The sequence below is a fragment of the Embleya sp. NBC_00888 genome, from assembly GCF_045207655.1.
Classification (GTDB): domain Bacteria; phylum Actinomycetota; class Actinomycetes; order Streptomycetales; family Streptomycetaceae; genus Embleya.
This window is the reverse complement of sequence record NZ_CP108785.1, coordinates 5,462,107-5,475,768: the sequence shown is the minus strand read 5'-3', so window position 1 is coordinate 5,475,768 and position 13,662 is coordinate 5,462,107. Positions and strand designations below refer to the sequence as shown.

Here is a 13,662-nt window from a genome sequence, read left to right as displayed (position 1 = left end):
CGTACGTGCCGAGCACTCAGCCGATGAGCGCCCGTCCCCGATCGATCACGGCGTTCCCGGCCGAGTCCGTCGTCCGGAACCGCGCGGTCTCGCCGTCGACCCAGATGCTGACCGTGAGGGTCTCCCCCGGCACGATGGGCTTGGTGAAGCGTCCCGACATCGACCGGAACCTCTTCGGATCGGAGTCGGCCGCCGCGTGCAACAGGGCTCGTCCCGTGTACCCGTAGGTGCACATGCCGTGCAGGATCGGCCGCTCGAACCCGCCGCGCGAGCTGAACGACGGGTCGGTGTGCAGCGGGTTGCGGTCGCCGGTGAGGCGGTACAGCAGCGCCTGGTCGGACCGGGTCGCATAGATGACGACGTGGTCGGGTGCCCGGGTCGGCAATTCCCACGACGACGACGGTCCTCGGTCCCCGCCGAAGCCCCCGTACCCGCGGAAGAACACCGACGTGCGCAGCGTCGCCGCCAGTGAACCGGCGTCATCGTGCGCAGTGGTGACCGTCTCGACGAGCGCACCCGATCCCTTGTCGTACACGCCCGCGATCTCGCACCGGGAGTTGACAGCCCCGCTCGTCGCCAAGGTGCCCGCGAGTTCGAAGGCCTGCTCGGCGTGCAGCATCTTGGTCATGTCGACGTCGTCGGGCAACGGGAGCTCGACGCCCAGGGCCACGTTCGCGAATGTCGGCAGGACCAACTGCTCGTGGCCGCAGGTGTTCTCGGTCGTGAACGCGAGCTCGCTCAACGGATTGATCTGTCCGGCTCCGACCGAGATCGCGTAGAGCATCGCGTCGTCGGCGGTCCAGCTCCGTCGCACGGCAGGACCGCTTCGGCCCACCAGCGATTCGTCAATCGGCATCGTCTCGTCCTCCCGGCTGTGCACCTCGTCGGCACCGCACCACCGACCACCCGCCGGCACCGGAATCCGACCACGCGCCCCCCACCTGGGCAATCGATCAACCGTTCTCCGGATAGTGCGATGCCACATTCGGTGGATGACGTTGACCTTGAGGTCGTGATCCGTGAAATTCGCACCGACAGTCCGCGCCGGCTGAACCAGGAACGACCCTCGGCGGTGGACTGACCCGAGCGTGAGTCGTCGAGAGGAACCTTGATGTCTGGCTTCGAGCCGACCCCGACGCCGGAGACGGCGCCGTATTGGGAGGCCGCCGCGCGTGGCGATCTGTCGGTGCAGTTCTGTTTGCAGTGCGCGCGCCACTACTTCTACCCCCGACCCGCGTGCCCCCGGTGCGGCGGCGAAAGTGTGGAATGGCGAACCGTCGCCGGGCGCGCGAGGCTCGTCTCCTACGTCATCAACCATCGCCCCCTGCCGCCGTTCGATGCGACGGTGCCGCAGATCGTCGCGCTCGTCGAGTTGGACGAGGGGCCGCGCATGATGACCGCCATCGTCGGCGTCGAGCCCGCACCCGAGCATTTGCCTCTGGATCTTGCGCTCGAGGTGGCGTTCGTCGACCGCGGCGACGTCCGGCTCCCCGTGTTCAAGCCGATGGCGGTCGCGGCATGAGCGCGACCTCGATGCACGGTGGCCGGGTGGCGATCGTCGGCGCTTCGGAGACCGACACCATCGGGAAGCGCCCCGAGGCCTCGGTGCTCGGCCTGCACGCGGAGGCCGCGCGCAACGCGCTGCGCGACGCGGGCCTGACGATTTCCGACGTCGACGGGATCGCCACCGCCGGCATCTATCCGCAAGACATCTCCCACTACCTCGGCATCACGCCGCGATGGCTCGACGGCACGCTTGTCGGCGGTTGCAGTTTCCTCCTGCACGTCCGGCACGCGGCGGCGGCGATCGCCGCCGGTGCGGCCGACATCGTGCTGGTGACGCACGGCGAGTCCGGTCGATCCGGCGTCGGTGCGGACCCGTGGATCCGAAACCCGGCGGCAATCAGCGGCCAGTTCGAACAGCCTTACGGCGCCCAGGCCCCGTACTCGACGTTCACCGTTCCGGCGCTCCGCTTCCTGCACGACCGGGGAATGACCGTCGAACACCTGGCCCACGTCGCGGTCGCCCAGCGCACCTGGGCCGTCGACAATCCCCGCGCGGCGCGGCGTGACCCGGTCACCGTCGCCGACGTCCTGGGCGGTCCGACCATCGCCTACCCGTTCACCCGCGACATGTGCTGCGTGGTCACCGACGGCGGCGGAGCGCTCGTACTCACCAGCGCCGAACGAGCACGTGACCTGCCGTCGACGAACCGAGCCGTGTACCTCCTCGGATCGGGCGAGTCCGCGGAATCGTCGATCGTCTCACAGATGGCCGATCCGGGGTCGTTCGCGGCATTTCGGCACGCGAGCGCGGAGGCCTTCCGAACAGCGGGACTCACGCACGCGGACATCGATCACTTCATGGCCTACGACGCGTTCGCGCACCTCCCGCTGTACGCGCTCGAGGACGCCGGGTTCGTCGGACGCGGTGAGTCCGGTGATTTCGTCGCCGAGGGGAACACCGTCAAGGGCGGACGCCTGCCGGTGAACACCAACGGCGGCGGGCTCTCCTACACGCACTCCGGCATGTACGGCATGTACGCCATCCAGGAGGCGGTTCGACAGCTCCGCGGCGAGGCACACGCACAGGTTCCGGGCGTGGAGGTCAGCTTCGTACTCGGCGTGGGCATGTTCTTCGCGGCCGCCGGCAGCCTGGTGCTCGCGCGCCACCCGGCCTGACATGGCAGCGCCGCAGGATCGACTGCGCTGCCTGGGAAGATCGGGTCGGCGGGGTGTACGGCTCCGCTATCGTGAATGTGCCGGGTTCGGGCGACAGTCGGCGGGCCGCCGAGCAAGGGACACCGGTCGCCACGGATACCATGCACCGACAGTGCGTGGCGAAGGATCTCGGAGTGACGATGTCAGCGATTCGAACCACCGGGCGCACACCTGCGGCGCAAGCCTTCCGCGCCAACCAGGTGATCGAGACGGCACGTCAGCTCGCGTCCGAAGGCGGCTACGAGGCGGTCCAGATGCGCGAGGTCGCCAAGCGCGCTCGCGTCGCGCTCGCCACGCTCTATCGCTACTACCCCTCGAAGGACGATCTCATCCGGGCCTTCGTCGACACGGACGTGCAGCTGCTGCGCGACGACGTCATCGCGCGGCCGCCGCGCAACTCGACGCCCGACGCGCGGGCGGCGACGGTGTTCATCCGGGCCTTCCGCGCGATGACCCGCGATCGCGGCTTCGCGCAGGCCGCGATGAGCATCCACCACTCGCCGCGCCCGCTCGGGCTCGGCCGCGGCCCGGTCGCGGAGCCACTGCGGAACTCCTTCGTCGACATCGCGGCGCTCGCAGCCTGGGGACCGGACCACGAGACCACGGCCGACGAGTACCTCGCCCTGCACGTGCTCGAGTCGTTGCTCAACAGCAGCGTGCTCAGTTGGCTCGACGGTGCCATGACTGCGGAGTACGTCGAGGAACGGCTGGCGTTCGCCGGAACCCGGATGCTCACTTCCGAGACGCCGGCCCAACACGCAGATGTGAAGACGGGAACCCGCCGGGTCCGATAGCCAGGCGGAATCGCCATGCGCCGCCGGCACGACCGGGAACCGCCCGTCCGGACCGTGATTGAGGATGCGCGGTCCACGATCCACCTGGATCCTTGTCACCTGTCTTCTCGGTCTCTTCGTCACCACGCTGCCCGTCACCCTCTTGACGATCTCGGTCGGTCGGATAGCGCGGGACGTCCACTCCGTGCCGTCCGTCGTCTCGTGGACCACCACGGCTCCCATGCTGGCGGCTGCAACCGCGATGCCGTTGTTCGGTCGCCTCGGCGACATTCACGGTCATCGGCGGATCTATCTCCTCGGACTGGCGACCGCGACGTTGTTCGCCGGAACCACGGCGTTCGCCTGGGATGCGCCGAGTCTCATCGCGTTCCGCACGCTGTCGCAGACCGGCGCGGCGGCCATGGTGCCGAGCACCTACGCGACCCTGTTCGCCACGTTCACCGAGGAGAAGAGGGTTCGCGCATCCTCGCTCGCCGGCGCGACCCAGGCCGCGGCAGCGGCCGGCGGCCTGGTCGTCGGCGGACCCCTGGTCGACCTGATCGGGTGGCGAGCGCTCTTCCTGGCTCAGGCCGGCGCCGCCGCTGCGGCCCTCGTCGCAGGTGCGGGCGTGCTGCCCGCGACCAGGAGACCCGGGCCGTCCCCGTCCCTCGACCTGCCGGGCGCCTGCCTGCTCGGCGTCACCACGTTCTCCGTCACATTCGGACTGAACCGACTGCTCTCCGGCTCCCCCGCCCTCGCGCTGCCGATCCTCGCCGTCGCACCCGTCTCCCTCCTCGCCCTGGTGAGCGTCGAGCGTCGAGCGCGCCATCCGCTGCTTCCGCTGCACCTGCTGACCGACCGGGACACGGCGGTGGGATGCGGTGTCTCCTTCGTGGTCAACATCGCATGGATGGGGAACTTCGTGACGGCCCCCCTGCTCCTGCAGTCGGTGTTCGGTCTCTCCACGACCGCGACCTCTCTCGTGAGCGCCCCACGGACCTCGCTCATCCTGGCGGCCGCACCCGCGTCGGCCGCCTTGAGTGAGCGACGGGGTGAGCGACGCGTGGTCACGGGTGCGGCCATCGTGCTCGCAGCCGTAAGCGGTGGCCTGAGCGTCGCGAGCCATCTTCGCGAGCTCGCGCCGATGGCGGTCCTGCTGGCGGCGAGCGGCCTGGCCCTGGGGCTCGTCCAACCCCCGCTCGTGTCCGCCACGATTCGCACCACGCCCCCGGACGAAGTCGGCCTCGTCGTCTCGCTGCAGCAGACCGCGAATCAGATCGGCGGCGTGGTCGGCATAGGCGCCGGGACCGCGATCGCCGCCGACGCGACCACGCCACAGCCGTTCGTCATCGTGTTCGCGCTGTCGGCGGGCCTTTTCGCCGCCGCGGCACTTCTCAGCACGAGGCTCAGGCGCCGCAGGTCAGGTCGACCCGTCGAAGTCGAGTCCCAGTAGCTCGCCGGCGTTGCGGTACGCGATCCGCGCGAGAACATCGGGAGCGAAACCGATTGCGTGCATCTCCCGGACAGGGAACGCCGTGTAGAAGTTGCGCGGCCCGGAGTAGTGGTCGGTGCCGAGTACGAGCCGGTCCGGTCCCCAGCGCTCGACGAAGTGCGCGAATCCATGCGCCACGGCCGTCGCGACGCCGGTGTCGAACCAGACGTTGGGGAAGTCGCCGGCGACCTCGACGAGTTGGGCCGCCTGCTGCGGGCTGGAGAAGCCGTCGAGCGCGAGGAAGCGCACGTCGGGATATCGGCGTGCCAGCGCGAAGAGCCGCCAGGGTGACTCCATGTCGGAGGACTCGGCGAGGATGTGGACGAGCACCGCGCGGTCGAACGCCCTCGCCGTCTCGAGCACCACCGACATGCGTTCGTCGTTGACGGTCAGGCCGAGGTAGCGGTGGTGGTAGGACACACCGCGGAAGTCCAACTCGTCGAAACAGCGGACGAGTTCGGCTTCCGCAGACTGCGGCTCGGCAGGGTTGACCGTGGCGCAGGCAGCCGCGACGAGATCCGGCCGCTCGTCGCGGTACCGGGCGAGCACGTCGTGGGCGGTCGCGTACCGCTGATTGTCGTGCGTGAGTGTCATCAGCGGCATCGGCATGATGACGCAGCGATCGATGTCGTTCGCTGCCATGAAGTCCTGCCGGTCGGCTTGATCCTGCTGCCGCCACTCGGGTTGCATCCACTCGTCGGGCTCGATGTTCCCCACGTGGTGATGACAGTCGATGACCGGAATGGAAAGCTCGGCAGCGCCGGCTGCGTCGAAAACGCGGTATCCCATGTCTCCTCCGAAATTCCGACTGGCCCGCGCGCCGTCGCCGGCGTGCTGCGCACAGACAACTCGCCATCGCCGACGACCGGCGCCGGCTGTGAAGTCGCTGACTCAGGGGCAACCACCCCGACCGTCGGCTGCGGGTGGCCACTGCGGGAGCAGCCAACCGCATCGAATCGGCGATCAGTGCAGTCACACCGCGTCATCTGCATCGATCAGGTGACACTGAAACCGCCGTCGACGATGACCGTCTGACCACACATGTAGCCACCGGCGGCCGAGGCCAGCCAGATGATGGTCGCCGCGATCTCCTGCGCTGATCCGAACCGGCCGAGCAGAGTGCGGTTGGTGAGCTTGGCGAGTCGGTCGTCGTCGTAGACGGCGGTCATCTCCGATGCGACGTAGCCGGGGGCGATTGCGTTGACCCGGATGCCGAGTCGCTGCGCCCACTGCTGGGCGAGGTCACGGGTCAGACCGACCAACGCCGCCTTGCTCGCCGAGTAGGCGGCCTGCGGCAGCCCGGCCGTGGTATACGCGAGCACGCTCGAAATGTTGACGATGGCACTGCCGGGTTGCATCACTCGCGCGCACGCCTGCGCGAGCCAATAGGCACCCATGAGATTGATGTCGACGACCTGCCGGAACTGTTCCGGCGTTTCCCGAAGAGCCGGTACCGCGGTTCCCAATCCGGCGTTGTTGACCAGGACGTCGACATGACCGAAGTGGTTCATCGCCGCATCCACAACCGCCTGGCAGTCCTCCGGCTTGGTCACGTCGGCCGGCACCGCGAGGGCCTCCCGGCCGGCCGCGCGGACCAGTTCCGCGGTCTCGGCCAGTCGGTCTCCGCGGCGGGCGGCGAGCAGGACATCCGCACCGGCCTCGGCCAGGCTCACGGCGAACTGCACCCCCAGTCCAGAGGATGCGCCGCTGATGACCGCGACCTTGCCGTCCAGTCGAAACGAATCCAGGACGCTCATACGAAGACCTGCCTTCTGGAAGGGTGCGGCGCCGGGCCGGGCGCTATGCGCCATCGAGCAGCCTGAGGCCACGGGCCGCGAGAACGGGCACGGCCGTCCCGACCTTGTCGTAGCCCTCGCCCACGGCGAGCCCGCCAAGGTGGCGCGCATGCACTCCTTCGAGGATTGCTGCGAGCTTCATCGCCGCGAGGGCCAGGTAGATCGGCAGCTGGGACAGATCACGTCCGGTCCGGGCCGCGTAGCGCTCGGCCAACTCGGTGGTCGTGCGGAACCCGGGCAGGGTCGTCAACCCGGCAGCCACCGAAATGGAGCCCCGCTCAACGTCGTCTCGGTCGTGCCAGTAGGTAAGCATGGACGCGAGGTCGACCACCGGGTGCCCGAGGGTGGCCAGTTCCCAGTCGAGGATGGCGAGTACCCGTGGCGGGGCAGTGTTGACAATGGTGTTGTCGAGTCGATAGTCGCCGTGCACGACCGTGGTCTCCTCGTCGGCCGGCACGGCTTCTTCCAGCCTGGCGAGCAACCGGTCCATGTCCGGAAGTTCACGGGTCCTCGAGTTCTGCCACTGCTTGCCCCAGGTGCGTACCTGGCGGGCCGCATAGCCGCCCCGCTTGCCGAAGTCGCCCAGGCCGACCGCGTCGACGTCCACCGAGTGCAGGTCACCCAGCGCATCGACGAGGCCGTCGCTGAGCGCGGCCCGCTGTTCCGGCGTCAGCTCGCCGGCCTCTGCGGCGTCTCTCACCACAAGCCCGCGAACCTCGCGCATGACATAGAACGGCGCGCCCAATACCTTCTCGTCGTCGCAGAGAGCGAGCACCTCGGGGACGGGGACTGGGGTCGGGCCCAGCGCCACCAGCGCCCGGTGCTCGCGTCGCATGTCGTGCGCGCCGCGCAACGCATGTCCCAGCGGCGGCCGGCGCAGCACCAGTCGCTGGTCACCGGCTTCGATCCGATAGGTCAGGTTGGAAAGGCCGCCGGAGATGACCTCGGCGGACCAGTCGGAATCGAGACCGAGTTCCCTCCCCAGGTAGGTGGCGACCGATTCCCGCGGCAGGCCGGGCAGGTCTTTCCGGGTGAGGCTCATCGGGTCTCCGCCCTCGCCCGCCGCACCGCGCGCTTGGCCAACGACATCCGGTGCACCTCCGAGGCGCCGTCGTAGATACGGAAGGCCCGGATGTCGGCGTAGATCCGTCCGACGACCAGTTCCTCGCTCGTACCGAGACCGCCGCAGAGCTGCACGCTGCGGTCGACGATCCGGCCGGCTGCCTCGCTGACGAAGACCTTGGCGATGGACGAGGACTCCGTGCTTCGGTCGCCCTCGGCGATCGTCCAACTGGCTCGCCACGTCAGCGCACGGGCGGCTGCGAGGTCGATCTCATTGTCCGCCAACATTTGCTGCGCCATGCCGTGTTGCGCGAGCGGTTCGCCGAACAGCTCGCGGGTGACACTGCGGGCCAGAGCGATCTCGTGCGCGCGGCGCGCGGCTCCGAGCCAGCGCATGCAGTGCGTGAGCCGCGCCGGGGCCAGGCGGACCTGGGCCTGACGGAATCCTTCGCCCGGCGCACCAAGGACGGCCGCGTCGTCGACGCGAACGTCATCGAACGTGACCCGGCAATGGCCGCCGACCATGGTGCGGTCGATGGTGCGGGCGTGGCCGGTGATCCGATAGCCGGGCGTGTCGGGATCGATCAGGAACATCGTGGCTCCGCTGCCGTCGGCGTTTGCGGCCATGACGATGCACAATCCCGCGCCTTCGGCCCCGGTGATCAGGTGCTTGACGCCCGAGATCGACCAACCGCCGTCGACTCGGGTCGCGGATGTGCGCAGGGCCCTCGGGTCGGACCCGGCTCCCGGGGGCGGCTCCGTCATCGCGAAGCAGGAACGCATGTCACCGGCGACAAGCGGGACGAGATAGCGTTCCTTCTGCGCCTCGGTCGCGACGACATTCAACAGGTGGATGTTGCCCTCGTCCGGTGCCGCGCAGTTGATGGCCAGCGGGCCGAGCAGCGAACGGCCGGCCTCCTCGAGGAGCACCGCGGCCTCGTCGAAACCGAATCCGCCACCGCCGACCGCCGCGGCCGCTTGGGGGGCCCACACACCGGCCGCCTTGGCCGCGGCCTGAAGCCTGATGCGCACATCGTCCGTCAGACCGTTGGCGAACACCTCTTGCTCGATCGGAATGACCGTGCAGTCGACGAAGTCGCGAATGGCTTCCTGCCAGTGTCGTACCCGGTCGGGCACCGTGAAGTCGAACGACATGTCCTCCGCTCCTTTCGAGTGTGTCGGCGAATTCACCGGCCGGCGGACTGCTGATGATCGGCGGGCGCGGACGCGGTCAGGGCGCATCCTCCATCAGGGTGATCGCCAGCGTCGGGCACATGTCCGACGCTTCCTGGAGCTGCTCGCGCTGCGATTCGTCCAGAGCCGGCGATACATAGCGGTCGGTGGACTCGGCGCGAAAGGCAAGCAGTCCCTGGTCGTCCAGGCTGAACACCTCGGGAGCGGAGAACACGCATTGGCCGTGATTGTTGCATCTCTTGAGATCGACTTCGATTCTCATTCGCTCTCCCGTTTGGCTGCAGATGCGGAATCATGTCGCTGCGAATCGAAGCGGAAGTGTGGCCAATCTGTTGACGCCAACGAAAGGCAGCGTACGCACATCGTCCAGAGGAACAGCGGAACGAATGTCGTGCAGCCGCTCGAACAATACCTCGAATGCTATCCTGGCCTCGGCACGGGCGAGGTTTACCCCGAGACAGAAGTGGACTCCGTGGCCGAATGCCATGTGGGCGGAAGTGTCACGATGGATGTCGAAGGTCGCCGATTCCGGGAAGTAGGCTTCGTCTCGGTTGGCCGACGTCCACAGCGGGCGCACCGTCGCACCGACCGGAATCACCGTGCCGCTCATCTCCACAGGCCGACCGACGATCGTACGTCGAGTCCAGCGCGCCGGTGAGACCAGCCGTACCGACTCCTCGAGCATGGCCGGGATCAGGTTTCGATCGGCGAGCACCTCCTCGAACTGGCTTCGGTGGCTCAGCAGCAACCTCATCGTGCCCGAGATCCAGCTCGCGGTCGTCTCGTTGCCGGCTGTGAGGAAGACTCGGATGAGATCGAGAATCTCCGGCCGGTCCAAAGGCCGCTCGCCACCGACCCGGGCTGCCAACAGCGCCGAGATCAGGTCGTCGCCGGACGCCTGCTCCCGCTTCTCGATCTCGTTCGCGAAGAACTTCTGGAAGTCGATGACGTGGTGCTGGATTTCCAGCATCCGCTCCCGGGAGAGGATTTCTCTCCCCTGGATGGAGTCCACGAAGTCGTCCGCCCACCCCATGAATCGATCTTGTTCATCGCGTGCCAGACCCAAGGCGTCCGCGATGATGTATCCGGGCACCAGGCTGGCGAACTCGCTGACGAACTCCACGCTGCCGCGCTCGACGAACCCGTCGATCAGGTCGTGGACGATCCGTCTCATGCTCGGCTCCAGCGCTCGGACCGCCTTGGGGCTGAATGCCTGGTTCACGAGCTTGCGGTACCGGGTGTGGATCGGCGGGTCCGTCATCGTGAGAGTGGGGACCTGCGGGTAGCCGGATGCCTGGAGCTCCTCGAGTTCGGGATCACCGGCCCCGAAGAACGGGCGATCGCTTGAGAATGTCAGCGGGTCACGCATGGCCGCCTTGACATCGTCATAGCGGGCCAGCATGTAAGTGTCCATCGCTTCCACGTAGGGCACGGGGCAGCGTTTCCGCATTGCGTCGAATACGGGCTCGGGATGAGCGATGGCTTCCTCGGACGTGAGGTCGTACTCATTCGGATGCATGAACTGTCCCTCTTCGTTGAAGACGCTCTCGGCGTCTTTTCGGGAGCCCGTCAGGAAAATATCAGGCGGACGGTTCCTGTCCCAGGTCGGAACTGCTCGGTTTCCGGTGATTCGCAATCCGCTTTCCGGATGGCACCGAATCGTCATCGCCATGGTGTGTGGAGGTCCTCGATCCGGACGGTGGAGGGGTCCCGCGCATTGCGGTGAGGGGAACCCGGGGTTCGTGGCCTGTTCGACCATCGCCGGTGCCCGCTCCCGCCCGCTGCCCTCCGGGAATCCCGTACCATCGGGGGCCGGCGACATCGAAGTCGGCAAAGGAAGCGCCGCCGGACCATCCGAGGCTCCTCGCCAAACGGGCCAGGACTCGGGCGCACGTCGCAACCCAGGGTCTTTGCGTGGGGTGGGGGATCGAGACCCGCTGTGTTCCTCGGCCGTGTCGGCGGGCCACCTCCGGCGACAACGACGGCCCGCAGGAAGAGCGCCGAAGCATTCCTCGAATCGGGAGCCGGCCTCACGCGAGGCCGTCCGATCTACGAGAGCCCAATGCCGCCACCGACCGCCGGGAGTTGGCGTCGCGCGTGCTCACATCCCTGCCCCCAGGCCACTCGCTCCGGCGGGCGGCACCACCACGATCCGTTCCCGCGCTGATCCAGGAACCATCCGCAGTCGCCCTCCCCGGCGAAGCCGATCCGCCGGCGGGCAGGGCCGTTGTCGACCGATGGCCGTCGGGTGGGACGGAGGCCCCGTAGTGGTCCGAGCAGGCGAGATGCCCACAATCCAGAGAGTCGCATAATTCCTTTTTCGACGAAAATGGAATGAAGTTCTAAAATGTTCGCATGGCAGATTCGGTGGCAGGCTACGAGGCGCTGCCGATGAGCGACCGCGATCTCCTGTGGCGGGCGCTCACGAGCCAGCGGGACGTAGGTGTCGTCGTCACGGACGCCGACCTGCGGATTCGTCGCGTCTGGAAGGCCCCGGACACGTTCCGCGGCCTGGTCCTGAAAGTGGGGGGTTCACTGCCCGCCCTCGTGCCCCCGGAAGATGCCCCGGGTCTGGAGCAGGAGTTGCTCCGGGTGCTGGCCACCGGTCAGCCCCTGCTCGACCGGACCCAGCCGATGCCGGAACGGCCGAACCGACCACCGTCAGGGCTGGTGGTATCCCTCGCCGCGCTGCGGGCGGGCCCCGACGCACTCCTCGTCACGCTGGCCGACCGGACCGACGAGCACTGGGCGCGGCGCAGCCGCGACCTGCTGTTCCGGGCCACGGAGAGCGTCGGGGAGAGCCTGGACGTGGTGGTCACCGCCCAGCAGATCACGGATCTGCTGGTCCCGGCCCTGGGTGACGCAGCGGGCGTCACCCTGGCCGACGAGGTTTTCCTGGGTCGGGAACCGCCACGGCGCGGCGGAGCGGAATTGGGGCTGCATCGCGCCGCAGTGACGGACTCCCCCGGCTGCCCGTGTCCGCCCCCGTATGCGCAGCCCGGCGAGGCCATGCCCCCGATGCCGCCTGTACCGATCGTGGAGATGTACCGGCGCGGCGATGTCGTGCCCATCCCCGACCCGGAGTCCATGGCCAGGGAACTCGACCACGATCCGGCGCTGATGGCCCGCCTCGTCCCGTCGGCGGGCGCGGACTACCTGGGGATCGCCCTGTTCGCCCGCGGGGTCCCCCTCGGCAGCATGGAGGTCTGGCGGCGGCACGGCGCCCGGCCCTTCGACGCGCACGACCGGCAGGTTTTCGGTGAAATCGCGGCGCGCACGGCGCTGGCGATCGACAACGCCCGCCGACACACACGTGAAATCGAACTGGTCTACCGCCTGCACCGCTCGATGCTGCCGGGCCACGCCCGCACCACCGCGGCGGAGACGGTCGCCCGCTACCTCCCGTCCGACCGCGCGTCCGGCGACTGGTACGACGTGATCCCCCTGTCGGGCTGCCGCGTGGCATTCGTCGTGGGTGACGCGGTCGGACACGGCGTCGACGCCGCGGCCATGATGGGGCGCCTGCGCACCGCCGCACGAACCCTGGCCACCCTGGACCAGGCCCCCGACGAGGTCCTCACCCACCTGGACGACATCGTGGTCGAACTCGCCGAAGACCAGCCCCCGGACGCCCCCGACGAAGTCCTCAGCCGCCTCGTCGGCATCGCGGCCGAGGCCACCGGGGAACCCCCGCAGGCAACCGACGGACCCACGGCCACCACCTGCTGCGTCGCCGTCTACGACCCGGTGGGGCATCGCCTCGCCATCGCCACCGCCGGCCACCCCCCACCCCTGCTGGTCCAACCGGACGGCTCGGCCGCCTTCGTCCATCTGGACCCGGGCCCGCCGCTGGGCGTGGGCTGGCTGCCGTTCGAGGTGACCGAGATCGCCCTCCCACCCGACGCCACCCTGGTCTTCTTCACCGACGGGCTGGTCGAGAGTCGCACCCGGGACATCGGCGCCGGGATGGACACACTGAGGGCACAGGCAACCGGCCTGCGGCCCGGCGACGATCTCGGCGACCTGGCGAACCGCCTGACGACCTTCGCCACGGCCCGCGACCGGGAGGACGATGCGACGCTCCTGATCGCCCGTCTCCGGGAGATACCCGCCGAAGACACCACGGCATGGGAATTCCCGGCCGAGGAGGCACAGGTCTCCTCCGCACGGACGCACGCCACCCGGTGGCTGGCGGAACTGGCCGCCTCGGACGACCTCGTCGCCACCGCCAAGCTGATCGTCTCCGAACTCGCCACGAACGCTGTTCGCTACGGCTCCGGACCCCGCATGGGACTGCGGCTGATCCGCGACGCCGAGGAACTCGTCATCGAAGTGTCGGACGACGCCTCGACATCCCCCCGCCTCAGACACGCACGGCCACGCGACGAGGGCGGCCGAGGCCTGCTCATCGTCGCCCAACTCACCGGAGGCCACTGGGGCGCACGACACACAGAGCAAGGGAAAACGATCTGGACACGGATCTCGTGGCAACACCCGCCCGAACCCGTCCCGACCATCCCACTCGACCTCGACGGCCTCGACCCGTAACCAGCATCCGCGACGACGACTGCGTCCTCGAGCCCCACACCTCCCGAATCACGGAGATGGCAACCCTCGCGGACCC

Annotated in this window: 12 protein-coding genes; 5 read left to right on the top strand and 7 right to left on the bottom strand. The window is 68.6% G+C overall.

The genetic code is table 11. The annotated features are described in order from the left end of the window. Window positions 1-16: 16 nt before the first annotated feature. Window positions 17-856, bottom strand: a complete 840-nt coding sequence (locus OG948_RS58375; protein WP_331773184.1) for a MaoC/PaaZ C-terminal domain-containing protein — start codon at window positions 854-856, stop codon at window positions 17-19. A gap of 255 nt (window positions 857-1,111) precedes the next feature. Between OG948_RS58375 and OG948_RS58370 the strand changes: the two genes are divergently transcribed. From OG948_RS58370 to OG948_RS58355, 4 genes are all read left to right on the top strand, one after another. After that, window positions 1,112-1,522, top strand: coding sequence for an OB-fold domain-containing protein (locus OG948_RS58370; protein ID WP_331773183.1), 411 nt, complete (start codon window positions 1,112-1,114; stop codon window positions 1,520-1,522). Then, complete coding sequence (locus tag OG948_RS58365; protein ID WP_331773182.1) at window positions 1,519-2,682, top strand: thiolase C-terminal domain-containing protein; 1,164 nt, start codon at window positions 1,519-1,521, stop codon at window positions 2,680-2,682. Before OG948_RS58370 ends, OG948_RS58365 begins: the two co-directional genes overlap by 4 nt. Window positions 2,683-2,861: 179 nt before the next feature. Beyond that, window positions 2,862-3,515, top strand: coding sequence for a TetR family transcriptional regulator (locus OG948_RS58360; protein ID WP_331773181.1), 654 nt, complete (start codon window positions 2,862-2,864; stop codon window positions 3,513-3,515). A gap of 64 nt (window positions 3,516-3,579) precedes the next feature. After that, window positions 3,580-4,947, top strand: a complete 1,368-nt coding sequence (locus tag OG948_RS58355) for an MFS transporter (protein WP_331773180.1) — start codon at window positions 3,580-3,582, stop codon at window positions 4,945-4,947. Here OG948_RS58355 and OG948_RS58350 read toward each other — a convergent pair. The 6 genes from OG948_RS58350 to OG948_RS58325 all read right to left on the bottom strand — a co-directional run bounded on the left by OG948_RS58350 (window position 4,915) and on the right by OG948_RS58325 (window position 10,710). Then, a complete protein-coding gene (locus OG948_RS58350; RefSeq protein WP_331773179.1) occupies window positions 4,915-5,775 on the bottom strand; it encodes an amidohydrolase family protein in 861 nt (286 codons plus the stop codon). The two genes, OG948_RS58355 and OG948_RS58350, sit on opposite strands and share 33 nt — an antisense overlap. 206 nt (window positions 5,776-5,981) lie before the next feature. Then, a complete protein-coding gene (locus OG948_RS58345; RefSeq protein WP_331773178.1) occupies window positions 5,982-6,743 on the bottom strand; it encodes an SDR family oxidoreductase in 762 nt (253 codons plus the stop codon). Window positions 6,744-6,786: 43 nt separating this feature from the next. Beyond that, window positions 6,787-7,824 (bottom strand): phosphotransferase family protein, encoded by a 1,038-nt coding sequence (locus tag OG948_RS58340; RefSeq protein ID WP_331773177.1) that lies wholly within the window; start codon window positions 7,822-7,824, stop codon window positions 6,787-6,789. Then, window positions 7,821-8,999: an acyl-CoA dehydrogenase gene (locus tag OG948_RS58335; RefSeq protein ID WP_331773176.1), complete on the bottom strand. Its 1,179-nt coding sequence runs from the start codon at window positions 8,997-8,999 to the stop codon at window positions 7,821-7,823. Before OG948_RS58335 ends, OG948_RS58340 begins: the two co-directional genes overlap by 4 nt. 76 nt (window positions 9,000-9,075) lie before the next feature. Then, complete coding sequence (locus tag OG948_RS58330; RefSeq protein ID WP_331773175.1) at window positions 9,076-9,300, bottom strand: ferredoxin; 225 nt, start codon at window positions 9,298-9,300, stop codon at window positions 9,076-9,078. A gap of 30 nt (window positions 9,301-9,330) precedes the next feature. Then, window positions 9,331-10,710: a cytochrome P450 gene (locus tag OG948_RS58325; RefSeq protein ID WP_331773174.1), complete on the bottom strand. Its 1,380-nt coding sequence runs from the start codon at window positions 10,708-10,710 to the stop codon at window positions 9,331-9,333. A gap of 683 nt (window positions 10,711-11,393) precedes the next feature. Between OG948_RS58325 and OG948_RS58320 the strand changes: the two genes are divergently transcribed. Continuing rightward, window positions 11,394-13,586, top strand: a complete 2,193-nt coding sequence (locus OG948_RS58320; protein WP_331773173.1) for a SpoIIE family protein phosphatase — start codon at window positions 11,394-11,396, stop codon at window positions 13,584-13,586. Window positions 13,587-13,662 lie beyond the last annotated feature (76 nt).

Excerpts from the sequence above, each read along its gene's own strand:
- OG948_RS58365 (WP_331773182.1), top strand. The coding sequence starts at position 1,519 with ATGAGCGCGACCTCGATGCACGGTGGCCGGGTGGCGATCGTCGGCGCT.
- OG948_RS58355 (WP_331773180.1), top strand. The coding sequence starts at position 3,580 with ATGCGCGGTCCACGATCCACCTGGATCCTTGTCACCTGTCTTCTCGGT.
- OG948_RS58370 (WP_331773183.1), top strand. The coding sequence starts at position 1,112 with ATGTCTGGCTTCGAGCCGACCCCGACGCCGGAGACGGCGCCGTATTGG.
- OG948_RS58350 (WP_331773179.1), bottom strand. The coding sequence starts at position 5,775 with ATGGGATACCGCGTTTTCGACGCAGCCGGCGCTGCCGAGCTTTCCATT.
- OG948_RS58375 (WP_331773184.1), bottom strand. The coding sequence starts at position 856 with ATGCCGATTGACGAATCGCTGGTGGGCCGAAGCGGTCCTGCCGTGCGA.
- OG948_RS58330 (WP_331773175.1), bottom strand. The coding sequence starts at position 9,300 with ATGAGAATCGAAGTCGATCTCAAGAGATGCAACAATCACGGCCAATGC.
- OG948_RS58360 (WP_331773181.1), top strand. The coding sequence starts at position 2,862 with ATGTCAGCGATTCGAACCACCGGGCGCACACCTGCGGCGCAAGCCTTC.
- OG948_RS58340 (WP_331773177.1), bottom strand. The coding sequence starts at position 7,824 with ATGAGCCTCACCCGGAAAGACCTGCCCGGCCTGCCGCGGGAATCGGTC.
- OG948_RS58320 (WP_331773173.1), top strand. The coding sequence starts at position 11,394 with ATGGCAGATTCGGTGGCAGGCTACGAGGCGCTGCCGATGAGCGACCGC.
- OG948_RS58325 (WP_331773174.1), bottom strand. The coding sequence starts at position 10,710 with ATGGCGATGACGATTCGGTGCCATCCGGAAAGCGGATTGCGAATCACC.
- OG948_RS58335 (WP_331773176.1), bottom strand. The coding sequence starts at position 8,999 with ATGTCGTTCGACTTCACGGTGCCCGACCGGGTACGACACTGGCAGGAA.
- OG948_RS58345 (WP_331773178.1), bottom strand. The coding sequence starts at position 6,743 with ATGAGCGTCCTGGATTCGTTTCGACTGGACGGCAAGGTCGCGGTCATC.